The organism is Vreelandella maris, from assembly GCF_013371085.1.
GTDB lineage: Bacteria > Pseudomonadota > Gammaproteobacteria > Pseudomonadales > Halomonadaceae > Vreelandella > Vreelandella maris.
In genome coordinates, this window is sequence record NZ_JABWCV010000002.1 from 255,863 (window position 1) to 277,886 (window position 22,024).

At 50.7% G+C, this 22,024-nt stretch carries 20 protein-coding genes and 1 rRNA gene; 6 read left to right on the forward strand and 15 right to left on the reverse strand.

Annotated features, from left to right (window positions below):
- Positions 1 to 9: 9 nt before the first annotated feature.
- The 7 genes from thrS to HUO07_RS02610 all read right to left on the reverse strand — a co-directional run bounded on the left by thrS (position 10) and on the right by HUO07_RS02610 (position 7,215).
- Positions 10 to 1,932 carry a threonine--tRNA ligase gene (thrS, locus tag HUO07_RS02580; RefSeq protein ID WP_176302249.1) on the reverse strand — a complete coding sequence of 641 codons (1,923 nt, stop codon included), beginning with the start codon at positions 1,930 to 1,932 and terminating at the stop codon, positions 10 to 12.
- A 230-nt stretch (positions 1,933 to 2,162) separates the two neighbouring features.
- Positions 2,163 to 3,044, reverse strand: coding sequence for an OmpA family protein (locus tag HUO07_RS02585; protein WP_176302250.1), 882 nt, complete (start codon positions 3,042 to 3,044; stop codon positions 2,163 to 2,165).
- 332 nt (positions 3,045 to 3,376) lie between these two features.
- The gene (locus HUO07_RS02590) at positions 3,377 to 3,844 is read right to left on the reverse strand and encodes a DUF2489 domain-containing protein (RefSeq protein ID WP_176302251.1); all 468 of its coding nucleotides are present in this window, start codon (positions 3,842 to 3,844) and stop codon (positions 3,377 to 3,379) included.
- Between the two features lie 123 nt (positions 3,845 to 3,967).
- Positions 3,968 to 4,885 (reverse strand): heme o synthase, encoded by a 918-nt coding sequence (gene cyoE, locus HUO07_RS02595; RefSeq protein WP_176302283.1) that lies wholly within the window; start codon positions 4,883 to 4,885, stop codon positions 3,968 to 3,970.
- Between the two features lie 13 nt (positions 4,886 to 4,898).
- Positions 4,899 to 5,948 (reverse strand): COX15/CtaA family protein, encoded by a 1,050-nt coding sequence (locus HUO07_RS02600; RefSeq protein WP_176302252.1) that lies wholly within the window; start codon positions 5,946 to 5,948, stop codon positions 4,899 to 4,901.
- A 32-nt stretch (positions 5,949 to 5,980) separates the two neighbouring features.
- On the reverse strand, positions 5,981 to 6,490 hold the full coding sequence (locus HUO07_RS02605; RefSeq protein WP_176302253.1) for a hypothetical protein: 510 nt from the start codon (positions 6,488 to 6,490) through the stop codon (positions 5,981 to 5,983).
- 2 nt (positions 6,491 to 6,492) lie between these two features.
- A complete protein-coding gene (locus tag HUO07_RS02610; protein ID WP_176302254.1) occupies positions 6,493 to 7,215 on the reverse strand; it encodes an SURF1 family protein in 723 nt (240 codons plus the stop codon).
- On the opposite strand from HUO07_RS02610, the gene HUO07_RS02615 reads away from it, so the two are divergent.
- On the forward strand, positions 7,214 to 7,405 hold the full coding sequence (locus HUO07_RS02615) for a DUF2909 domain-containing protein (protein WP_176302255.1): 192 nt from the start codon (positions 7,214 to 7,216) through the stop codon (positions 7,403 to 7,405). The two genes, HUO07_RS02610 and HUO07_RS02615, sit on opposite strands and share 2 nt — an antisense overlap.
- A 5-nt stretch (positions 7,406 to 7,410) precedes the next feature.
- On the opposite strand, the gene HUO07_RS02620 is transcribed toward HUO07_RS02615, so the two are convergent.
- The 5 genes from HUO07_RS02620 to HUO07_RS02640 form a co-directional block, all read right to left on the reverse strand.
- Entirely contained in the window at positions 7,411 to 8,271 is an 861-nt protein-coding gene (locus HUO07_RS02620; RefSeq protein WP_176302256.1) for a cytochrome c oxidase subunit 3, read from the reverse strand.
- The gene (locus HUO07_RS02625) at positions 8,268 to 8,903 is read right to left on the reverse strand and encodes a cytochrome c oxidase assembly protein (RefSeq protein ID WP_176302257.1); all 636 of its coding nucleotides are present in this window, start codon (positions 8,901 to 8,903) and stop codon (positions 8,268 to 8,270) included. The genes HUO07_RS02620 and HUO07_RS02625 overlap by 4 nt, the downstream gene beginning before the upstream one ends.
- 42 nt (positions 8,904 to 8,945) lie before the next feature.
- Positions 8,946 to 10,580: a cytochrome c oxidase subunit I gene (gene ctaD / locus HUO07_RS02630; protein WP_176302258.1), complete on the reverse strand. Its 1,635-nt coding sequence runs from the start codon at positions 10,578 to 10,580 to the stop codon at positions 8,946 to 8,948.
- 48 nt (positions 10,581 to 10,628) lie between these two features.
- Positions 10,629 to 11,744 (reverse strand): cytochrome c oxidase subunit II, encoded by a 1,116-nt coding sequence (gene coxB / locus HUO07_RS02635; protein ID WP_176302259.1) that lies wholly within the window; start codon positions 11,742 to 11,744, stop codon positions 10,629 to 10,631.
- 127 nt (positions 11,745 to 11,871) lie between these two features.
- Positions 11,872 to 12,045: a DUF2970 domain-containing protein gene (locus HUO07_RS02640; RefSeq protein ID WP_176302260.1), complete on the reverse strand. Its 174-nt coding sequence runs from the start codon at positions 12,043 to 12,045 to the stop codon at positions 11,872 to 11,874.
- Positions 12,046 to 12,250: 205 nt separating this feature from the next.
- Here HUO07_RS02640 and HUO07_RS02645 point away from each other — a divergent pair, with 205 nt between their 5' ends.
- Positions 12,251 to 12,469, forward strand: coding sequence for a hypothetical protein (locus HUO07_RS02645; RefSeq protein ID WP_176302261.1), 219 nt, complete (start codon positions 12,251 to 12,253; stop codon positions 12,467 to 12,469).
- Positions 12,470 to 12,492: 23 nt separating this feature from the next.
- Here the strand turns inward: HUO07_RS02645 and hrpB are convergent, their stop codons facing one another.
- Positions 12,493 to 14,937 (reverse strand): ATP-dependent helicase HrpB, encoded by a 2,445-nt coding sequence (gene hrpB / locus HUO07_RS02650; protein WP_176302262.1) that lies wholly within the window; start codon positions 14,935 to 14,937, stop codon positions 12,493 to 12,495.
- A gap of 7 nt (positions 14,938 to 14,944) precedes the next feature.
- On the reverse strand, positions 14,945 to 15,607 hold the full coding sequence (locus HUO07_RS02655; protein ID WP_176302263.1) for a TetR family transcriptional regulator C-terminal domain-containing protein: 663 nt from the start codon (positions 15,605 to 15,607) through the stop codon (positions 14,945 to 14,947).
- A 189-nt stretch (positions 15,608 to 15,796) separates the two neighbouring features.
- Between HUO07_RS02655 and xdhA the strand changes: the two genes are divergently transcribed.
- From xdhA to guaD, 4 genes are read left to right on the forward strand one after another with little or no spacing between them, the layout of a single operon-like run.
- Positions 15,797 to 17,254: a xanthine dehydrogenase small subunit gene (gene xdhA, locus HUO07_RS02660; RefSeq protein ID WP_176302264.1), complete on the forward strand. Its 1,458-nt coding sequence runs from the start codon at positions 15,797 to 15,799 to the stop codon at positions 17,252 to 17,254.
- Entirely contained in the window at positions 17,238 to 19,661 is a 2,424-nt protein-coding gene (gene xdhB / locus HUO07_RS02665) for a xanthine dehydrogenase molybdopterin binding subunit (RefSeq protein WP_176302265.1), read from the forward strand. The genes xdhA and xdhB overlap by 17 nt, the downstream gene beginning before the upstream one ends.
- Positions 19,658 to 20,533 (forward strand): xanthine dehydrogenase accessory protein XdhC, encoded by an 876-nt coding sequence (xdhC, locus tag HUO07_RS02670; RefSeq protein ID WP_176302266.1) that lies wholly within the window; start codon positions 19,658 to 19,660, stop codon positions 20,531 to 20,533. The genes xdhB and xdhC overlap by 4 nt, the downstream gene beginning before the upstream one ends.
- Position 20,534: 1 nt before the next feature.
- Positions 20,535 to 21,848 carry a guanine deaminase gene (gene guaD, locus HUO07_RS02675; RefSeq protein ID WP_176302267.1) on the forward strand — a complete coding sequence of 438 codons (1,314 nt, stop codon included), beginning with the start codon at positions 20,535 to 20,537 and terminating at the stop codon, positions 21,846 to 21,848.
- 104 nt (positions 21,849 to 21,952) lie between these two features.
- On the opposite strand, the gene rrf is transcribed toward guaD, so the two are convergent.
- Positions 21,953 to 22,024: ribosomal RNA gene (rrf, locus tag HUO07_RS22180) — 5S ribosomal RNA — on the reverse strand; the annotation flags it as partial.

Here is a 22,024-nt window from a genome sequence, read left to right on the forward strand (position 1 = left end):
TCCGTCTCCTTAGGCAATTGACGATGTCGCCAGGGCTGCTCTCTCGGCAGTATGGCGTTCAATAAATTCATCGACCGTCATTGTACCGAGGTTTTCGCCGCTGCGTGTTCGCACGGCCACTGAGTCAGCTTCGACTTCCTTATCTCCTACCACAAGGAGATAGGGAACTTTCTGTAACGTATGCTCACGGATTTTAAAGCCGATCTTCTCGTTCCTCAAGTCCGCTTTAACACGTAAGCCACTTTTTTGCAGACGGCTCTCCAAATCAAGCGCATATTCACGCTGTGAATCGGTAATAGTCATGACAACTGCCTGCTGTGGCGCAAGCCATAATGGCATAGCGCCTGCATAATGTTCAATCAAGATGCCAATGAAACGCTCCATAGAGCCAACGATAGCACGATGCAACATCACTGGCGGCTTCCGATGCCCCTCTTCAGTCACATATTGAGCACCAAGTCGCTCTGGCATCATAAAGTCTACTTGCATAGTACCTACTTGCCACTCGCGTCCCAGGCAGTCTTTCATATGGTATTCAATCTTGGGGCCATAGAACGCGCCTTCGCCAGGAAGTTCCTGCCATTCGACATCGCAAGTTTTTAACGCACTACGTAGTGCATCTTCTGCCCGATCCCAAACCTCATCACTACCAATGCGTTTTTCGGGGCGAAGAGCAATTTTGATAGCAATATCGTCAAAGCCGAAATCGCTATATACCTTCAACGCTTGACGATGAAAGTCAGTTACTTCTGACTCAACTTGAGCTTCGGTACAAAAAACATGACCATCATCTTGAGTAAATGCACGTACGCGCATGATACCGTGTAAAGCGCCTGAAGGCTCGTTCCGGTGACAACCACCAAACTCACCAAAACGAACGGGGAGTTCGCGATAACTACGTAAGCCAGAATTAAATACCTGAACATGGCCCGGGCAATTCATAGGCTTAAGGGCATACTCACGCTTTTCTGACTCGGTAAAGAACATTCCGTCTGCGTAATTATCCCAGTGCCCTGACTTTTTCCAAAGCGATACATCCATTATCTGGGGGCAGCGAATTTCTTGGTAGCCACCCTCTTTATAAACGCCTCGCATATATTGTTCGATCTGCTGCCATAGCGCCCAGCCGTTAGGGTGCCAAAATATCATGCCCGGCGCTTCTTCCTGCATGTGAAAGAGGTCCAGTCGGCGCGCCAATTTACGGTGATCGCGCTTCTCTGCCTCTTCAAGCCGCTTTACGTAAGCTTTAAGCTGCTTCTTATCGCCCCATGCTGTGCCGTAGATACGCGTAAGCATGGTATTTGCAGCATCGCCACGCCAATAGGCACCTGCCAACTTAGTGAGCTTGAAAGCTTTTAAGTGGCGGGTGTTAGGCACGTGCGGGCCGCGGCACATGTCGGTGTACTCTTCGTGATGATAAAGCCTGATGGTCGCATCATCAGGGATATCACGAACAATTTCCTGCTTGTAAGGTTCATCACGATGCAAAAAGGTCAACATTGCTTTGTCGCGATCAACATATTCGCGAACCACATCGTACTCGCGCTCAATCAATGATTGCATGCGCGCCTCTATCGCCTCCAAGTCTTCCGGCGTGACCGACTGACCGAATTCAATATCGTAATAAAAGCCATCTTCAATGACTGGCCCAATCGCCATCTTGGCATCAGGGTACATCTGTTTAACCGCATGACCAATTAGGTGAGCGCAGGAGTGGCGAATTATTTCCAATCCCTCAGCGTCACGCGCGGTGATAATAGCGACGCTAGCATCTTGCTCAATTAAATCAGCGGCATCTACCAGCAAACCATCAATCTTCCCAGCGATACAGGCCTTAGCCAAACCAGGGCCAATGGATTCTGCGAGCTGCATAATGGTTAGCGGTGCTTCAAACGTTTTTTGACTGCCGTCAGGCAGAGTAACAATAGGCATTCATGTTCCTTGAGCGCAGTGGTGATCCATACCAAGGATCACATTTCGCTATCAATGGTCTTGGAGGGTGCAAAAGATAGTGCAAAAGCCCCACTAAAAACAGCGACAAGATTAGCAGACTTACCTACCGCTTAAAATAAAAACGGAAGGCATTGGCCTCCCGTTTCTGTACCTGTGGCTTGCAGTTAACCGTTTATAAGTCCTCTACAAGCCTCAGAAGCTAAACAAACTTAGTTCCACTCATCCAGTTCAACGCGACGGTTCTGGAAGCGACCTTCTTCAGTCTCGTTAGACGCGATCGGCTGCTCTTCACCGTAACCTACTGCACGCATACGGTTAGCTTCTACGCCACGGCTCGCCAAGTAGTTAGCAACAGATTGCGCACGCTCTTGTGACAAGTTTTTATTGTACTCGTCAGAACCGCGTGAATCAGTGTGGCCTTCGATGCTTACGCGAACATCAGGATTGCTGACCAAGCGCTCAGCAACACCGTTCAGTACATTCTGAGCGTTAGAGGTTAACTGAGCAGAATCAAATTCGAAGTTAACATCTTGCAGAACGACGCTATCCGGGCAACCCAGTGCGTTAACTTCTACGCCTGCAGGGGTGTTCGGACACTGATCACGGTAATCCGGAACACCGTCGTTGTCGGAGTCAAGCGGGCAACCGTTAGCGTTAACTTCAACGCCAGCAGGAGTACCTGGGCACTGATCACGATAATCAGGCACGCCGTCACCGTCAGAATCTAGCGGGCAACCTTCAGCGTCAACAGCAACACCAGCAGGCACTTCGCCATAACTCGGGCATTGCGGTGCAACCGGCTCAGGAGTACGGTCAGCACATAACAAACCGCCGATAGCAGCACCGGCAACAGCACCAGTGGCAGTACCGCTCTCTTCATCAGAACTGCTGCTGGTAGCATAGCCAATGCTGCCACCGATCACACTGCCAGCCAAACCACACACTGCAGGGTGCTGGTACCAGCTGCGGTCGCTGCTAGCACTTGCTTGGCCGGAAGCTTGGCCGGAAGACTGTGAGGCCGAGCTGGCGCAGCCAGAAAGACCGACTACCAGTGCGGAACCGATTAGCAATCCAGTCGTTGATTTTTTCATGCAAGACTCCTTCTTGATCCAATGCTGAAATGGTCATAAGTGACCAAATCTATCCAATGCTTCTTATTGCGAGAGCATCCATTTTTCGCCTGTTCTGTATTAAGCTGAATAACCAAGCCCTCAGTATTTATGATGACATACCCATAACTCAGTACCCAGCCACTACAGAACATTGTGCCTATCATTAACGCTTAAGCGCTAGAAGGCAACAATGCCAAGATATCAACTTCTTGCCAATACCGACATCATTCAGCATAGCAAAATTGCCACGATGGGCACTAAAAATTAGCTTGCTATGCATTTTGGCGGTTAATACCGCTCAAAATTAATAGTTAATGCAAAGCACTTTTGCCTTTGGCTCGCCATTTTAATACTGCTTTAGCAGCTTTCAATACGGCTTCCCGCATGTCATTTTCTGCCATCAACCGTTCTTTGTCTTCCTGCATACGCTCTCGAGCAGTCAACTGCTGCCGGGCGGAATGCGTATTCAAATGTTGAGTGCGACGATAGTGCTCGGCAAAAGCCTTAAATTCAGTTCGTTCCGTTAAACTAGGATCGATAATCTCAAGTAGAACCTTACAACGCCAAGCCCCCTCCGTGATATCGACCTGCTCCTGAACCAAAGCGCTCGCGACATAATCGAGGTTTTCTAAACTGTTTTGTTGGGCACGAGCATCTTCATCGCGCCGATAAGCTTCTCGGCGACTTACCTCTTTGCGCAGCGACCATGCGTAGAAACACAGCCCCACAATGACTGCAATCGCCAAGGCGAGTAATACCAGCGCTACTGTTGAGTTCATGAAACTCCTCATTAAGCGAATAAATTGCTTGACGAAAATTGTACACCCTTATACCACTACTCTGCCAATAGCATCTAGGCTTGCTTCTCCACTTACTGCATACCTGTCCAGTTCGTCTTCGAATCACCAAGCAAGCGCCGCAGCGTAGTGATCAAGTAATAGCGCACCGAAAACGCCTAATAAATAGCGAATTGAGAACCAGAAAGCGCCGATAGGTGCGGTAGCATCGTGACCGCGCCAAACCCGCCAGTTCCAAAACATAAAGCGTGCATTCAGACCTAACACAATGACTAAATAAAGCACTCCACTCATCCCGATCATTACCGGTAATAGAGTAGTTAATACCGTTAGCCAGCCATACAACCATATTTGCAGCCGTGTAAAAGGAAGACCATGGGTAACAGGCAACATTGGGATGCCTGCCCGTGCATAATCATCACATTTGTGAATCGCTAGTGCCCAAAAGTGCGGCGGCGTCCAAGCAAAAATAATCAGCATCAGTAACAACGGCTCAGGAGATACTTGCCCCGTAATAGCAACCCAACCTAGCAATGGCGGTGCCGCGCCAGCCACGCCTCCAATAACAATATTCTGGGGCGTAGCCCGCTTTAAAAAAGCAGTATAAATCAATGCATAACCGATCAAAGAAGCAAAGGTCAGCGCAGCCGCTAAAACGTTAACCTGCCAAGCTAATAGTGTAACACCTGCAACAGAAAGCAAGCACGCCCAAGCCAACGCGATTGTCACGGGTAGCCGTTTACTCGCCACTGGACGACGAGAAGTCCGCGTCATTACCGCATCCAAATGGCGGTCAATTACATGATTAAAAGCAGCCGCACCACAAGAGGCTAAGCCGATACCGGCCAAACCAATAATTACTTTTGTCAGTGGTGGTAGGCCTTGGGTTGCCAATGCCATCCCCACGGCAGCACATACCAACATAACAACCACTACTTTAATTTTGCAGAGCCCAAGTAATTCTCTCCACCCCCACACCATAGAAGGCAGGGCCGAAGGTAGTGTCATTGTTATATTTCGCATGCGCTCCCCTTCTTTAGTCAGCAATAACATTGCAATACAACGGATTAGAGCCCTTTAAACAAGTGCCAGCCTCGTTGTAACGCCAGCACCACCAAGCCCATACCAAACCAACAGATAGTGCAATGGCACCTGCCGTATGTAGCAACGCAAGCCATAAAGGCAGCCATAACAATACGTTAGCGATACCCAGAATAGCCTGCAGCATGTATAGAGAAACCACAATTGATAGTGGTTTAGCGACATTCTGCCAATGCCGATATCGTAACCAAAGCGCAATCAACCCGACTCCTAACATGAGTGCGCCTAAGCGATGAACAACATGGATAGCAGTGCGTGCATCAGCATGTAGCTGCCCATGTAAATAATTAGGGCCAACAGTTTGGGTAAAATGAAAACCCTCGCTTACATCCAACTCAGGCCACCACTGAGCATTACAGGTAGGGAATCCTTGGCAAGCGATGCCCGCATAGTTGCTAGTCACCCACCCACCCAACGCTAACTGCACCACCAGCAAGCATGCCGCAATACCCCACCAGGCATTGGTTCGGCGCGGCTCAGTTGTGGTTTTTTTACGAGCACGACGTAAGCGTAGGTGTACCCAAAAGAACAGTAGCAATACACTCAGCCCACCCAAAAGGTGGAGAGTGACGACTTGCGGCCAGAGTTGTAGCGTCACCGTGAAAGCACCGAAGGCACCCTGCAATATAATAACTACTAAGAGCGTCAAACTGAGCCGCCATGGGTAACCTGAGCGTTGACGCAATGGCCAACCCAGCGCGACAACACTTATTACCACCAGTCCAAGCAGGCTAGCAATGTAGCGATGGGCCATTTCCACCCACGCTTTAAACGGTTCTAACGGAGCATCAGGATGGCGCAGGGTGGCATGATCGCTACCGGGGACCAGCAGCTTTCCATAGCAACCTGGCCAATCAGGGCAGCCTAATCCAGCATCGACTAACCGTGTCCATGCACCAACCAGCATTACCACTGCAGTAAACAGGGTACCTATTAACGTTAATCGCACTAACCAGCGTAAGCGGCGCTCATAGGAATTTGACATGATGCTTCCTTAACAACAGAGATTAGTGCGCTTCATAGAGGGTTTACTTTAAAAAGATGCTGTATATCTTCAAGCACGTATTTGGTCGCGATGTTTTCATCGAATGCTAGCGCCGGACGTCCTGAAGGATCGAACAACCACACTGAGTTTTCTTTTCGCCATGAAGGAAAACGCTGCCACTCACTAGTCACTTCGCCCGGCAATGTTTCAAGCCCCCCGCCGATGCGCAAACGCGTTAATCTTGGCGCCTCGCGTCCTAAAGCACGATGTAGCCGCCACAATTCATCCTGGCGAGTTTCACACTGCAGGGCGCAGTCAAATGCCAGAATCCATTTGTCTTCTTCACTCACGGCAGACGTTGTTAATGGCCATTCATGAAGAGCGGGTAATGCCAGGTCTACATCACCATGTGCCGTATGGTGATCGGGGATGCCAATACGGAACTCGACCATTCCCCAGGCAGCAACCACGGGAGCCGCGAATATCGCAAAGATCAGCATTAATTTGAGCCGCTGACGCCGGATATATTTAGCTTCCTGCATATTTATTCACCCTGCTTATTTTTACTCAGTAACGACTCTTCTTGAGTTGCATCGCAACGCAATTTTCGCCCCCCAAAAAACATTACCACCAGGGCCGCCAGAGCCAGCCCCCACCACTGAAGCGCATACCCTATATGCCGGCTGGGCGGCATAACACTGGCTTCCCACCAAGGAATCAGAACGCCATCGCCCTCACTAGCATGCACCCAGCCCGCATAGCTAAACGACCCTAACGAAGCGCGCCAAGGTTCAAGACTTAACTGCTGCAACCTGACACCTTCTCTGTTTTCTCCATATAGTGGCCCGCCCGCTTGTACTTCCTGCCACTCACCGGTCAACTCAACACTGCCACTTGGAGTAGTGGCTTGGGGTGGGCCACGATGAGGCCCCGTTGCTAAAAAGCCTCGCTGCACCAACCAAAGCTGACCGAAGCTATCACGCAGTGGTGTGAGTACTGCTACCCCTAACCTCCCCTCTACAATCCGATTATCTAAATAGAGAGTATGCTCTGCCAAGTACTCACCCCGTAGGGTTACCTCTGCGCCTTGGGCTGGCTGCGCGGTAGGTTGTACCAATGCAGGTGCCGTTTCGCGAACGGCCAATGCTAATCGCTTGTCATCTGCCCGCTCCCACTGCCATAGTCCTAAATAGGCGCCTAAGGCCACCACCAGACTCCAGAAAAAACACCAGCTATAAAAACGCCATTGTCGAGAGGTTTTCATCATGTGGTTACAACTACTCATTGCCGCTGTATTCGTTGCGATGGTTATAAGTCTAGCCATGGGAGCTGGCTTTTTGCTGCGTGATAACTCCTCGTCTCGCCGCTTGCTTGTGTCTCTTAAATGGCGCATCGGACTAGCTTGTTTATTAATGGTCCTCATCATATTTGGCTTTTGGTCCGGCCAGCTAGGCTAGGCAATTTATAAAACGTAAACGAAAATAAAGAGCCCAACCCATACCACATCGACGAAATGCCAATACCAACATGAGGCTTCAAAACCAAAATGATTTTCATCGCCAAAATGGCCTTTCACTATTCGTACTAACATGGTGGCAAGAATTATTGTGCCGATAATCACGTGCAACCCATGAAAGCCGGTCAATATAAAGAATGTTGCGCCAAAAATACCGGCTTCCAATGTAATACCGTAATGCGAATAAGCCTCATAATATTCAATGCCTTGAATCATTATAAAGCAGCACCCTAATAGCACGGTACCGGTTAGCCAGTTACGACATGTCCGCCGGTAACCGACTTTTAAAGCTTCATGGGCAACTGTTAGCGTGATACTTGAGGTGATCAAAATTAGCGTATTAACGAGAGGAAGTTGCCAGGGGCTAAAAACTTGTTGAGGGCCAGCAATGGAAGCATCGGGTGGGTTCAGCAGGGGCCATGTAGCAACAAAATCTGGCCAAAGTAACGCCGAAACCCCTTTCGCGCCCTCCCCGCCCAACCAAGGAATAGTGAACATCCTTACGTAAAACAACGCCCCAAAAAAAGCGGCGAAAAACATGACTTCTGAAAAAATAAACCAGCCCATGCCCCAGCGAAACGAACGATCCATTTGAGCATCGTACAGCCCACCACGAGACTCACTGATCACATCCCGAAACCATAGCCCCATCACAGACACTATGCCCAACACGCCTATTAAAACCAGCGGCAGCCCAGTGTCGTAAACAAGCTTAATGCCGATTCCGGCCATCATTGCACCGAGTGCCACCGAACCGAGAACAGGCCACCGACTACTCGCTGGAACATAATAGCTACCACTGCTCATATCGTTTCTCCCGCCGCGTTATTGTTCTTTGCTTCGTTTTTGGGATCGTTCTTAACACCGTGATTGATTGTGTTGTTCAGTGAGGCGTTCTGTATCACACGCTCAATTGGATATAGGGTATATACCAGTGTGATGGTATTAATATCTGCTGGAAGATCTCGCGCCAACTGAAACACTAGCGGGATAGTCAAGCGTTCATTACCCTGCAACTGTTGCTCTTCAAAACAGAAACAGCTTACTTTGCGTAAATGGCGCGTTGCATTTGAAGGGGAAACGCTAGGTACTGCCTGCCCCCAACTTTCTTTATGACTATTATTAGTAAACGTAAAGTCGACTTCTGCCGTTTGCCCCGGATGCACGCTCATTTGATGCATTTCAACGCTCATCTGCCACGGTAAGCCTGGGCTGCCCCGCGTTATAAATTGCACATTAATGTAACGGGACTCATCTACCTCTTCGTGCACGATACTTTGTGCCGTAGCATCAACCTTGCCATTGATGCCAGTAATTTGACAAAACACGTCATACAACGGCACCAACGCAAAAGCAAAGGCGAACATACCTACTAGCACAGCCATTGTTCTAATAACTGTTCGACGCACGCCTACCTGGTTTTGCTCTCGACTATCCATAACCCCTCTTGGGCCTACTGGCCTGTGTGGTTTATGCCATGTTTAATGGGAAATGCGATGAAAAACCGGCGGTGTTTCAAAGGTGTGCAAGGGTGCAGGACTGGGTACTGTCCACTCTAAATCTTCCGCGCCCTCCCAAGCTTTTGCTGGCGCTTTTTTACCTCCGCGAACGCACAGTATGATGCCTAAAACAAATAGCAACTGTGAGGCGCCAAAGAAGAAGGCACCAATACTTGAAAGTAAGTTAAAGTCGGCAAACTGAAGAGCATAATCGGGAATACGGCGTGGCATACCCGCTAACCCAGCGAAATGCATGGGGAAGAAGGTTAGGTTGACGCCGATAATCGAAAACCAGAAATGCCACTGGGCAAGCCGTTCATTAGGGTAATTCCCCGTCCATTTCGGCAACCAGTAATAAACACCTGCCATGATGGCAAAGATTGCCCCAGGGACTAACACATAGTGAAAATGGGCCACGACGAAATAAGTGTCATGATATTGAAAATCAGCAGGCGCTATCGCCAGCATTAGCCCTGAAAAGCCACCAATAGTGAACAGCACAACAAAGGCAAGGGCAAACAACATCGGCGATTCAAAACTGATTGAGCCACGAAACAGCGTAGTTACCCAATTAAACACTTTCACCCCAGTAGGTACAGCGATCAGCATCGTGGTATACATAAAAAACAACTCTGCCACCAAAGGCATCCCTACCACAAACATATGATGAGCCCAGACCAAAAACGACAGAAACGCAATCGCCGCTGTGGCATAAACCATTGATGCATAACCAAACAACGGTTTCCTTGCAAAAGTTGGTATGATCGCAGAGACAATACCAAAGGCAGGCAGGATCATGATGTACACTTCAGGATGGCCAAACGTCCAGAAGAGATGCTGAAACAGAACTGGGTCGCCCCCACCCGCCGCATTAAAGAAACTTGTGCCAAAATTAATATCCATAAGCATCATGGTAATAACTGCCGCTAAAACCGGCATTACCGCGATCAGCAGAAAGGCCGTAATTAACCATGTCCAGACAAAGAGTGGCATATCCATTAAACGCATGCCCGGTGCACGCATATTCAAAATAGTCGCGATAATGTTAATCGCACCTAGGATGGAGCTAATACCAGCCATATGTAATGCAAGAATAAAAAACGAAGTGGAAGGAGGAGCATAATTAGTCGACAACGGCGCATAAAAAGTCCAACCGAAATTTGGCCCTCCTCCGGGCATAAACAGAGTTGAAAGCAATAGCGCAAAGGCAACAGGAAGCAGCCAAAAACTGAAGTTATTCAATCGTGGTAACGCCATATCTGGCGCTCCAATTTGTAGCGGTATCATCCAGTTAGCTAATCCTGTGAAAGCCGGCATTACGGCGGCAAACACCATGATCAAACCATGCATAGTGGTCATCTGGTTGAAAAACTCAGGTTCGACCAACTGAAGACCAGGCTGGAAAAGTTCGGCTCTCACTACTAAAGCAAATATGCCGCCAACGAAAAACATCGTCAGTGAAAAAATCAGATAAAGAGAACCTATCTCTTTATGATTTGTGGTCAATAACCAGCGCAAAATACCTTTCGGCGGCGCAGCATGGCTCTGGCTTTGCCCGTCGGAGACGGCCGTGCTGCTATGTTGCAAATGAGGTTGAGGGGGTAGTTTGGGCGACATAATACTCTCCGAAATATTGTTGTTGTCTAAATAAGTGGCACATCAGCATTATTGGGCAATTAGCTCAGCTACTTCTGAAGGCTGCACCACATCTCCCGTATCGTTACCCCAAGCATTTCGCGTATAAGTGACTACAGCAGCAATTTCTACTGGATTTAAGGTGCTACGAAAAGCCGGCATTGCAGCACCCGAAACACCGTTGATTACTTTATTGAGATGCCAATCTACATCACTAATGAGCTGTTCGTTATTTGCCAGTGCAGGAAAAGCAGGTGGCGAGCCCTGGCCTTCAGCTTGATGGCAAGAAGAGCAGATCGATTGATAAATTTCCTGACCGCGTGCTACTAGCTCTTCCATAGCCCATTCACGATCAACGCCCATGGCCTCTTCGGCAGCCGCTTCTTTGCGCTCGGCAAGCCAACCATCAAACTCATCCTCTTCCATCGCGTGTACGACAACAGGCATAAAACCGTGGTTGATGCCACACAGCTCAGTGCACTGCCCACGGTAGATACCCGGCTCATTGATCGTTACCCAATTTTCATTGATAAAACCGGGAATCGTGTCTTGTTTGACAGCTAAGTCGGGCACCCACCATGAATGAATAACATCATCAGAGGTCATCAAAAAGCGCACTTTGCGGTTGATGGGTAAAACAAGCGGCTCATCCACTTCTAATAAATAGTGTTCTCCCCGTGTTTCAGCCCCACTGACTTGTGTCCGTGGAGTGCTCATATTAGAAGTAAACGCGACGTCCTCGCCTAGATACTCATAGCGCCAGCGCCACTGCTGTCCTGTAATCATAACGTCTAATTCTGCATCTGAAGAGTCGTACATATTTTTTAGCGTTGCGGTAGCAGGGACAGCCATGCCAACCAGAATCAAGACAGGAATAGCCGTCCAAAGCACTTCTACACTGGTGTGCTCATGAAAGTTGGCGGCTTTGGCGCCTTTGGAGTGGCGGTAGCGAAACAGGGAGTAAAACATAGCACCAAACACTACGAGGCCGATGACGACACATATCCAAAAAATCGTCATGTGAAGGCCAAAGATATCGGCGCTAACATCGGTTACACCAACAGGCATATTCCAATCATTGGCATTAGCCTGCGACCCGCTCGCAGAAAGGGTAATGACTAACAGCCACCGCCACGCTGATCGCATAGAAACCTCCAGACTTATTGTTGTTATCTCCTGCCTTTAGATGAGGGCAGAACTAAATGAGATATTAGCAGTATAGAAAATATGTGCCATTCGTCACGCTTTGCTTACTTAGCGCTATCAACGCTTTTCAGCGGGCAGCAAACGTTGCCAAAACGATAAGCATCAAAACGAACAGCAATGTAATGACTATCCCTGTAACAATGTAGGCTGCAGGCTTGCCACTACTAAAGTCTTCCTGTCGCTTCTGGTTACTCTGGACCCCAAGCAAGGCCGCTAATACTGACTTCACCACTGACCACATAAAGCCTCCGATTAGGACTGGTGTGACAACGCTCGCTCATTGAGGATTCATGGTTAACATTCATCATCATAGACAGACAAAGGTATTACGTTTGGATAAACGGAAAAAAATCTAAGCATTTACAGGCAGGTAAATGGCAATCTATAGTTCCGATTATGCGATACTAATTTCCCCCAGGATCAAGCGCCACCCAATGGAGTGACTCATGTTCAAGCATCTTCCAAGCCTACCAGCTAAAAGCCTATTGGCTATTTTCCCATTACTGCTACTAACAGGTTGTACAACATATACTTGGCCCGACGGCTCACAGGAAACTGTAATCGGTGTGGTGCCAGAAGAAGAAAATAAACGCTATGAAGAAGAACAGGTAGAAGGGGTACGCTATCGTATTCCAGGCGAGATCCCAGAAAAGCGCAGCGAATAAGCGTAACGGCAAAAACGGTCAGGCTATTTGTTCATCTTGCGTTTGGTATGCGCAGTCGCCGTTGCAGTAAAAGGATTTTCTGGCCAGGGATGTCGAGGGTAGCGACCGCACATTTCTTTGCGTACCTCTGGGTAACCATGTTGCCAGAAACTCATTAAATCTTGGGTGACTTGTAGCGGTCTACGCGCTGGTGAAAGCAGATGAATCATTACGGCAACGCCGCCAGTAACGACAGTAGGGGTAACCCGCCAACCAAAGGCTTCTTGCAGCTTTATAGCTAAAACGGGTGGGTATTGGGAAAGGCAAGGCACATAATCCAACATAATTACTTTCCCACTGGGTACTTTAAGCGCTTGAGGTGCCAATTGATCAAACTCACTTTTCTGCTCCCAGGTGAGTGAATCAAGCAAGTAGCGCTCTACAGGCAATGCTTCAATTTCGCTCAGTCGATTTATACCGATCAAGTAGGGAGCTAACCAGCTCTCTAAGGTGGCTAGCAGTGCCTGCTCTGACCAATCGGGCCATTGCTCCCCCACGTTGGCGCGTAACAGTGCCATGCGCCCGAGCAACTGTTGAAGTTTCTTGCCAAACAACTGCCTAGGCTGCTGACGTAAAGCATTCAATAGTGCATCTTTTACGGCTTCTTCCGGCAAATGCGCCAATGGCCGTTTGGCAATAATAAGGCTAGCGTGCGCCTGCACCTCTTCACCGATTAAACGGCCCTGCTCTTGCGACCATTTTACGCGCGGCTGCCAGAGGCTAATCACAGGATATAGAGAGAGCAGTGAAGCAAGGGATAATTGTTCACCAGCAATAATGCGCGCTAGGTCACCTGCTGCGCTGTTTAACACGGCGGCCACTAAAAAAGATTGATGTGCCAAGGGATCATTTAATGGCAGCGTAGCGGTTTTGCCATTGGCCAGTCGAAACTTACCAGGCTCTATTAACTGTCCGATGCGCTCAGGGTATGCCAGCGCCAAAAGCGGCCCAAGCGGTTGCAACATGGCCTCATCAAGCCCGACCCCTGCTTTCCTAGCAAGCCTAAGGGCTTCGCGCTGCCACTGAGGAAAACGTTTAGGCTGACTGAGCCGGAGTGCTAACGCATCATGCAGCGAGCGCTCTGAGCTGTCACGCTCCTCCAGTAGGGCTGCTAGCCCACAAGCCAGCGGAACAGCATTGAATTCTGCCGCACGCTCCAGCATCACAGCTATTCGCGGTTCGACTGGCCAGTGGGCACAGCGACTGCCCAAGGGGGTTAGCCTGTGTTGCTTGTCTAATACACCAAGCTGCACTAAAAGCGCTTGTCCACTGCGCCAGGCACTTTCTGGTGGCGGCGTCACCCAACTCAGCTCTTGGGGCGATGCAACCCCCCAACACGTCAGTTCAAGCACCAGCGATGAGAGTTCCGCTTGCTGAATTTCTGGTTCACCGTAAGCGGTTAACGGCTGCTCTTGAGCCCAGAGCCGAAAACAGACGCCCTCCCGTTGCCGACCTGCGCGACCCAGCCGCTGGTCGGCGCTAGCACGGTTGATTCGTCTTGTGGTTAACCACGTTAGGCCCGTGCGCGGCTGAAAAAGCGGCACTCGCTCTAAGCCACCGTCAATCACTACATTGACGCCATCCACCGTAATGCTAGATTCGGTAATCGCAGTGGAGACAATAATACGCTGTTGTGAAGTGTTTGCTGCTAATGCCACCTGTTGCTGCGCGATACTCATCCTACCGTGCAGCGGTCGTATCACGAGTTCAGGTAGTACTCTTTCCAACGCTTGTACTAGCCGATTTATCTCGGCCACGCCCGGCAAGATCACTAATACATCCTGCGTATCAGGCATTAAAAGCGCTTCATTGACTACGCGAAGAGCATGGCTAACACTCTCTTCGCTATTTAAGGAAGGACGATAAAGCGTTGTCACCGGATACTGACGACCATGACACTCGATGGTGGGCACCTGCTCCCCTAACACTCGTCTAAGCGCCTTGATATCCAGCGTTGCCGACATTACCAGCAGGCGTAAATCGTCACGAATACTGGTTTGCACATCCAGGGAAAGCGCCAACCCTACATCGGCGTCTAAACTTCGCTCATGGAATTCATCAAAGATGATCCCGGCCACGCCTTCCAGTAGCGGGTCATCCTGCAGCATGCGAGTAAGCACCCCTTGAGTAACGACTTCTAAACGAGTTTGCGCGCTAACACAGCTATCACCGCGCATGCGATAGCCCACTGTCTGACCGACCTTTTCGCCTAACTGCTGAGCCATATAGTTAGCCGCCAATCGCGCGGCGACCCGCCGAGGCTCTAGCAAAAGCAGCTTCTGCCCTTTTGCCCAATCGGCCGTAAGCAGAGCAAGCGGGACACGGGTAGTTTTGCCAGCGCCTGGCTGGGCAATCAGCATCAGACGGTTGCTGGTAACCAGGACGTTTTTAACATGATCAAGATGCTGATCAATCGGTAAATCGCTCATTTAACACTCACTTTTCCACCAAGTGAGCGTTAGTACTCGCCTGAGTGATTCCGCAGCCTTTTAGGATAACGTGCTCAAGAAAGGCTGAAATTGATTCAATATCCTCTTCAGTTAATGCATCTCGGCCTAGAATACCGCTTACCTGAGCGCTATATTCAGTGTAGTGCTGGGTAGCAGACCAAATTAAGAAGATTAGCCACTTGGGGTCGACGGCGTCCATTTTACCTTGCGCAGACCACTGTTGAATGATCGCGGCACGAGAAGCCACCCACTCACGCAGTTCACCGGCCAGATAGTCACTCAAGAAGGGAGCGCCTGCTAAAATTTCCGCTGCAAATAGTTTTGAGCCTTCGGGATAGCGCTGACCAAGCACCATTTTGGCGCGGATAAAATCACTCAGCACAGTCGCCGGATCGCTCTCCGGGGTAATATCTTCAAGCACCTTGTTCCAGCGATGCATCATGCGGTTAAGCAGTCGGACATAAAGCGCCTGCTTACTTCCCATGTAGTACAAAATATTAGCTTTGGGGAGACCGGCCCGATCAGCGATCATTTGCAAGCTCGCTCCGCGGTAACCGTGCTGAGAAAACACTTCCTCAGCAGCCATCAGAATATTTGTCTCAACTTTTTCACGGCTGGGGCTTTCATGAGTGACGGATACAGCGGTCATTTACAGTGTCCCTTAATAAGCGTCGGAGGGTAGGCTTATTGCCCCAAACAGAGGCATTTCGCACAAGCTTGCCCCACTCCCGTGCAGCGATCAAATACTTGCAAGGCAGACCATTTTGTCTCAAGCTCAACTTATATTGACCGATCGGTCAGCACAATCCCGGTCTATACAACAACAGTGGAGTTTGGCATGGCAACGATTGCGTTCCTGCTCAATGGTGCCCCCCACCAGTGTGAGGTTTCACCGAATACGAGCATTTTAACCTTATTACGCGAGCATTTGGCGTTAACAGGCACCAAAGAGGGCTGCGCATCGGGTGACTGCGGTGCTTGTACCGTAGCCATTGGCGAGCAAAACGCTGACACCCACACGTTTACCAGTGCCAACGCCTGCATCACACCAGCTCATCAACTTCAGGGTAGGCATTTAGTCACCATTGAAGGGCTAGCTAAAGAAGGACGTCTGCACCCAGCCCAGGAAGCGATGATCGAATGCCATGGAAGCCAGTGTGGTTTTTGCACGCCGGGTATTGTTATGTCGCTTTTCACACTGCATAACGACCTTACCCAGCGGCCTGCTCCGCTAACCCCAGAACGCCTAGAAGCAGCCCTGGGTGGCAACTTGTGCCGTTGCACGGGCTATCGCCCTATCCGGGATGCTGCGCTGCGAATGAATGATATGCCCTATGAGCGCCCCCAATGGCAAGACGCGGCGCTATCAACGTCAGAAAATGATGCTGAAATAACAGACCCTACAGCGAAAACACCTTTTTTTGCCCAGCCCCTCTCCTTGGCAGCCCTAACACGGCTGCGCCAAGAAGCCCCTCAAGCACGCTTGGTGGCAGGAGGCACAGACCTTTGGTTGGAAAGCACTCAGCGCTTGGCTTCGCTTGATCAGTTGATCGATGTTTCTCGCGTTGCCGAGCTGTTAACAGTAGAAGCGACAACGTTTGAAGGACAACCTGGCTGGTGGATTGGCGCCGGGGTCACCTATACTCAGCTTGAACCACTGTTTGAAGAGCACTTCCCCGCCTTTGCTCACCTGCTGCACCGATTGGGCTCTCAGCAGATCCGGAACCGGGGAACGCTAGGTGGCAATATTGCCAATGCTTCTCCTATTGGCGATACGCCACCCGTGCTACTTGCCTTAGGGGCCCGGGTAGAACTTGCCAGCGTAAAAGGTAGCCGTTGCTTAGCGCTGGAAAACTTCTTTTTGGATTATAAACAGACCGCTATGGCGGCCGATGAGGTCGTTTCACGAATTTTTATTCCCCAGGCAATTGAACGCAGCCAGCTGCGCGTCTGGAAACTTTCCAAGCGCCGGGAAGACGATATTTCTGCAGTGCTCGGCGCTTTTAGCTACCGCATTGAGCAAGGTGTCTTGCACGATGTACGAATCGCTTTTGGCGGCATGGCGGCCACTCCCAAGCGCGCGCAAGCAGCGGAAGCAACACTGGAAGGTAGCGCCATTACTGCAGACGCTTTTCGCGCCGCTCAGCGGTCACTCGATGAGGACTTCCAACCCATGAGTGATGTGCGTGGCAGTCAGCATTATCGCCAGCAAGCCGCCAAAAACCTGTTTGAACGCCTCTATCTTTCTCTTTCAGCGCCCGACCGCGAGGTGATGCTCCATGCGTACGCTCACTAAACTGGACGGCGACAGCAGCCGTGCCCGCCGTGATTTACATGATCATATCCAGGGGTCTGGCCCTTTGGCACGACATACGGTCGATAGCACTGGTCGGCGTCAAGCAGGTAGCTCAAGCTTTCACGAGAGCGCCAAAAAACACGTTACCGGCAAAGCCGCTTATATTGATGATTTGGTACTGCCTGCCGACGTCCTGCATGTTGCGCTAGGCCTATCGCCCATTGCACACGGCACCTTAACGCAGCTTGATCTCAGCAGAGTGAAAGAGGCGCCTGGTGTGGTCGACGTGATTACCTTTCATGAGGTACCGGGGCATACCGATATCGGCCCTGTTTTTCCGGGCGATCCTATTTTTGTCGACCAGGAGATCAGCTACGCAGGCCAATGCCTCTTCGCCGTTGCAGCAACCTCACTGCAAGCTGCACGCCGCGCTGTCAAGTTGGCCGCTGTCAGTATTGACGAGCAGCCCGCCAGCTTAGACCCGGTGGCTGCGACCGAGCGCGAAGAATTTGTGCGCCCTACACATGTACAGACACGTGGTAATTGGCAACAGGCGCTTGATCAAGCGGAACAGATAATAGAGGGAGAGCTATTCGTCGGTGGTCAAGAGCACTTCTACCTGGAAGGCCAGGCGTGCGTGGTTCATCCCACCGAAGATGAAGGCGTTATTGTCCATACTTCCAACCAACACCCCAGCGAAACCCAGAAGCTGGTGGCGGAGGTGCTTGATATTCCCTTTCATGCGGTGACGGTAGAAGTACGGCGAATGGGCGGTGGCTTTGGGGGTAAAGAGACGCAGGCTTCTCCCTGGGCATGCATCGCTGCCTTTATTGCCCGCCGCACGGGTAAAACGGTTCGACTCCGCTTACCTCGCAGCGAAGATATGCGCGCAACAGGCAAACGTCATCCTTTTCATAATCGCTATCGGTTAGCTATTGACTCTAAGGGCGTGCTTCAAGGTGGCGAGATCACCGTGATCGGTGATTGTGGTTATTCGCCTGACCTTTCCGATGCCATCGTTGATCGCGCTATGTTTCACGCCGACAATGCCTACTCGTTAGGCGAAGCGCAGGTCACGGGTCATCGTGCAAAAACGCATACCGCGTCCAATACAGCTTTTCGGGGCTTCGGTGGCCCTCAGGGAATGATGATTATCGAAGCGGCCATGGACGATATTGCCCGCAAGATTGGTGAAGACCCGCTGACTATTCGTAAGCGCAATTTCTACCGCGATGGTCGCGAGGTTACCCACTATGGCCAGCAGGTCGATCAGCGGCAACTACTGCATACACTCGTTGAAACACTTGAAAGCGATAGTGAGTACTGGGCACGCCGCAAAGCGGTGAGCGACTTCAACGCCACTAGCCCTGTTATTAAGAAAGGGCTGGCACTTACTCCGGTTAAATTTGGCATTTCGTTTACCGCCCAGCATCTTAATCAGGCGGGCGCTCTTCTGCATGTTTACACCGACGGCAGCGTGATGATCAATCACGGCGGTACCGAGATGGGCCAAGGGCTACATACTAAAATTTGTCAGGTTGTGGCTCGCGAGTTGGGTCTGGATCTGGATAAAGTACGCATTACCGCTACGCGAACCGATAAAGTGCCCAATACCTCACCTACCGCGGCTTCTAGCGGTGCTGACTTGAATGGTATGGCGGCGCGGGATGCAGCGGGAAAGCTGCGTGAACGTTTATTCGACTTTGCTGCAGAGCATTTCACTGAGGGGTTGGATCGTGAAGGTATGCGCTTAGAGGATGGCATGCTGGTAGCAGGGATCGGCGAGAGTGAACGCCGAGTTCCTTGGGGTGAATTGGTACAAACAGCCTATATCAATCGCGTTTCGCTATCGGAAAAAGGCTTCTACGCCACACCGCTCATTCACTATGATCGCTCAATCGGTCAAGGGCGCCCCTTTTATTACTACGCTTTTGGCGCGGCAGTGGCTGAAGTGAGCGTGGACACCTTAAGCGGCGAGTATTTAGTAGACCGCGTCGACATTTTGCACGATGTGGGTGACTCACTAAATCCAGCCATTGATATTGGCCAAGTAGAAGGTGGCTTCATTCAGGGTATGGGCTGGTTAACCAGTGAAGAACTTAAATGGAACGATAAAGGCGCCCTGGTCAGTGATGGTCCAGCGACCTATAAAATACCCACCTATGGTGATTTGCCCCCTACTTTCAACGTCGCACTACTGGAGGGTCACCCCAACTCCATGGCGAGCCTCTATCGCTCCAAAGCGGTCGGCGAACCTCCGTTTATGTTAGGTATCAGCGTGTGGTCGGCGCTAAGGGATGCGCTATCTAGTCTAACCAACTATACAGACTCCCCCCACTTAGATACGCCTGCTACCCCTGAGCGGGTTATGCTGGCAGCCAATGCTATCAGGGAGAAAGCGCTGTGAGTGATACGCTGGCTTCTGATTCCTGGCATGCAGCGCTGCACCGCTTACAGCGCGACGGCACGCCGCATGTTTTAGCCACACAGGTGACGAGTGCTGGCTCTACACCCCGCGAGCCTGGTGCGCGTATGGTCATCACCGCCGACGCTATCTTCGATACACTAGGGGGCGGTACGTTTGAGTGGCAAACTATTGCCGCAGCACGATCACGCTTAGCAGAGCAGCGCTATGGACTAAGCTTAGAAGCTTTCTCTTTGGGTGGACGAAGCGGACAGTGCTGCGGCGGCTTTGTGAATATATTGCTGGAGGCTTTTCCTGGCGCGGAATCGCACCTGGCAATATTTGGTGCAGGTCATGTGGGCCAGGAAATTGTAAAGCTAAGCGCCCCGCTCCCTTGGCAGTTGCATTGGTACGACAGCCGTCGTGATGCGTTTGCCGGACACTATCAGCAACAGCCGCGACTGAGTTGCTACCCCCATCAAGATGCACAGCAAAGTGTTGCCGCCTTGCCTGAAGATACCCATGCGCTGGTATTAACACACAACCATGACGAAGACTATGCCCTAGTCGCCGCGCTGATCGAGCGCGATGACGTAGCGTCGATTGGACTGATTGGCTCTGACAGCAAATGGGCAAGCTTTGAAGGACGCCTTAAGCGCGATGGTTACTCTTCCGAACAAATTTTGCGCGTGCGAAGCCCCATCGGACACGTTCACGCCACTAAACTGAGTAATAAAACGCCCTACGCCATTGCGCTAACGGTGGTGACTGAACTGCTTTGGCTAACCGACACGCCCTCTTCTCAAGAAAACCGCGGTCTGGACTCCCAGGCACTTCGAACGCTAATGACCGACTCCCCGACAATCACGAGTTAATATGAATTCTTCTACCAATACGTTTATTCGTGCCGAATTGATAAGTTTTGCCCGCAACCCTGGTGATGGCGATACGCCCGAACCGGGCAGTTTAGAGCATTACGGCGACGGATTACTTTGGTTGAAAGGCCAGCATATTCATGCCGTCGGCCATTTCTCCGAACTCTCACCTTCACTACCTAAAGGTGCTGACGTTCTCGATTATCGCGACAAACTGATTATGCCGGGCTTTATTGATACCCATGTGCACTATGTCCAGTTGGATATCATGGCTTCATACGGGCGTCAGCTGCTTGACTGGTTGAACGACTATACCTTTCCTGAAGAGTGCCGTTTTGCCAATCATGCCCATGCTGAAGCGCTATCAAATGCATTTTTAGATGAAATGTTGCGAGCAGGTACCACCACCGCTCAAGTGTTTGGCTCTAGCCATCCTGGCTCCATGGATGCCTTCTTCTCTGCTTGTCATAAACGGCATTTGCGCATGCTGGCTGGCAAGGTATTAATGGATCGTAACGCGCCAGAGGCGCTGCTGGATGGAGCGACGGGCATTGCCGATAGTGAACGACTTATTGAAGATTGGCACGGCAAGAGCCGACTAGGTTACAGCGTAACACCGCGTTTTGCGCCTACATCGACCAAAACGCAAATGGACGCCGCTGGCGCTCTTCTCCGCAATGATCCTAGCCTTTGGCTACAGACACATTTGGCTGAAAACAGCGGTGAACTGGATTGGGTAGCCGAATTATTTCCCGGTAGCCGTGACTATTTATCAGTTTACGAAGAAGCAGGCCTCGTCGGCCCTCGCAGCACCTTCGCGCATGGCATCCACCTTGATAACGGTATGCGTAAGCGCTTGGCGGACCGAGGTGCCAACATTGCCTTTTGTCCCAGCTCCAATCTCTTCCTAGGCAGTGGGTTATTTGACCGTGAAGCTGCTAAACAGGCGGGTATGGCATTTACTTTTGCCAGTGATATCGGCGCAGGCACCGATTTGTCAGGGTTTGGAACGCTGAAAGCCGCTTATCAAGTGGGTCAGCTAGGAGGGCAACCCCTTACCGCATGGCAAGGTTTCTATGGTTTAACCATGGGTAATGCAAAGGCGCTATCTCTGGATGACCATATTGGCCAGCTTGCTCCTTCTTTAGAGGCTGATTTTGTCGTGATTGACCCTCAGTCGACAACACTGCTAGCAAGACGCATCAGCCGCTGCACAACCCTTGGCGAGCGCCTGTTTGCCCTAATGATGCTGGCCGATGACCGCTCCATTTATGAAACTTGGGCAGGCGGTACCTGCCAACACCGCCGAGATTAAACATACATAAACCCAGCCACGACTGGCTGGGGTCTTATATGCCTTATTTTCTTTGACGCACACAAAAAACCCAGCCGGGTGGCTGGGTTCTTCGTGGTATAGGTGCCTGACGATGACCTACTCTCGCATGGGGAGACCCCACACTACCATCGGCGCTAAGCGGTTTCACTGCTGAG

Excerpts from the sequence above, each read along its gene's own strand:
- thrS (WP_176302249.1), bottom strand. The coding sequence starts at position 1,932 with ATGCCTATTGTTACTCTGCCTGACGGCAGTCAAAAAACGTTTGAAGCA.
- HUO07_RS02585 (WP_176302250.1), bottom strand. The coding sequence starts at position 3,044 with ATGAAAAAATCAACGACTGGATTGCTAATCGGTTCCGCACTGGTAGTC.
- HUO07_RS02590 (WP_176302251.1), bottom strand. The coding sequence starts at position 3,844 with ATGAACTCAACAGTAGCGCTGGTATTACTCGCCTTGGCGATTGCAGTC.
- cyoE (WP_176302283.1), bottom strand. The coding sequence starts at position 4,885 with ATGCGAAATATAACAATGACACTACCTTCGGCCCTGCCTTCTATGGTG.
- HUO07_RS02600 (WP_176302252.1), bottom strand. The coding sequence starts at position 5,948 with ATGTCAAATTCCTATGAGCGCCGCTTACGCTGGTTAGTGCGATTAACG.
- HUO07_RS02605 (WP_176302253.1), bottom strand. The coding sequence starts at position 6,490 with ATGCAGGAAGCTAAATATATCCGGCGTCAGCGGCTCAAATTAATGCTG.
- HUO07_RS02615 (WP_176302255.1), top strand. The coding sequence starts at position 7,214 with ATGTGGTTACAACTACTCATTGCCGCTGTATTCGTTGCGATGGTTATA.
- HUO07_RS02610 (WP_176302254.1), bottom strand. The coding sequence starts at position 7,215 with ATGATGAAAACCTCTCGACAATGGCGTTTTTATAGCTGGTGTTTTTTC.
- HUO07_RS02620 (WP_176302256.1), bottom strand. The coding sequence starts at position 8,271 with ATGAGCAGTGGTAGCTATTATGTTCCAGCGAGTAGTCGGTGGCCTGTT.
- HUO07_RS02625 (WP_176302257.1), bottom strand. The coding sequence starts at position 8,903 with ATGGATAGTCGAGAGCAAAACCAGGTAGGCGTGCGTCGAACAGTTATT.
- ctaD (WP_176302258.1), bottom strand. The coding sequence starts at position 10,580 with ATGTCGCCCAAACTACCCCCTCAACCTCATTTGCAACATAGCAGCACG.
- coxB (WP_176302259.1), bottom strand. The coding sequence starts at position 11,744 with ATGCGATCAGCGTGGCGGTGGCTGTTAGTCATTACCCTTTCTGCGAGC.
- HUO07_RS02640 (WP_176302260.1), bottom strand. The coding sequence starts at position 12,045 with ATGTGGTCAGTGGTGAAGTCAGTATTAGCGGCCTTGCTTGGGGTCCAG.
- HUO07_RS02645 (WP_176302261.1), top strand. The coding sequence starts at position 12,251 with ATGTTCAAGCATCTTCCAAGCCTACCAGCTAAAAGCCTATTGGCTATT.
- hrpB (WP_176302262.1), bottom strand. The coding sequence starts at position 14,937 with ATGAGCGATTTACCGATTGATCAGCATCTTGATCATGTTAAAAACGTC.
- HUO07_RS02655 (WP_176302263.1), bottom strand. The coding sequence starts at position 15,607 with ATGACCGCTGTATCCGTCACTCATGAAAGCCCCAGCCGTGAAAAAGTT.
- xdhA (WP_176302264.1), top strand. The coding sequence starts at position 15,797 with ATGGCAACGATTGCGTTCCTGCTCAATGGTGCCCCCCACCAGTGTGAG.
- xdhB (WP_176302265.1), top strand. The coding sequence starts at position 17,238 with ATGCGTACGCTCACTAAACTGGACGGCGACAGCAGCCGTGCCCGCCGT.
- guaD (WP_176302267.1), top strand. The coding sequence starts at position 20,535 with ATGAATTCTTCTACCAATACGTTTATTCGTGCCGAATTGATAAGTTTT.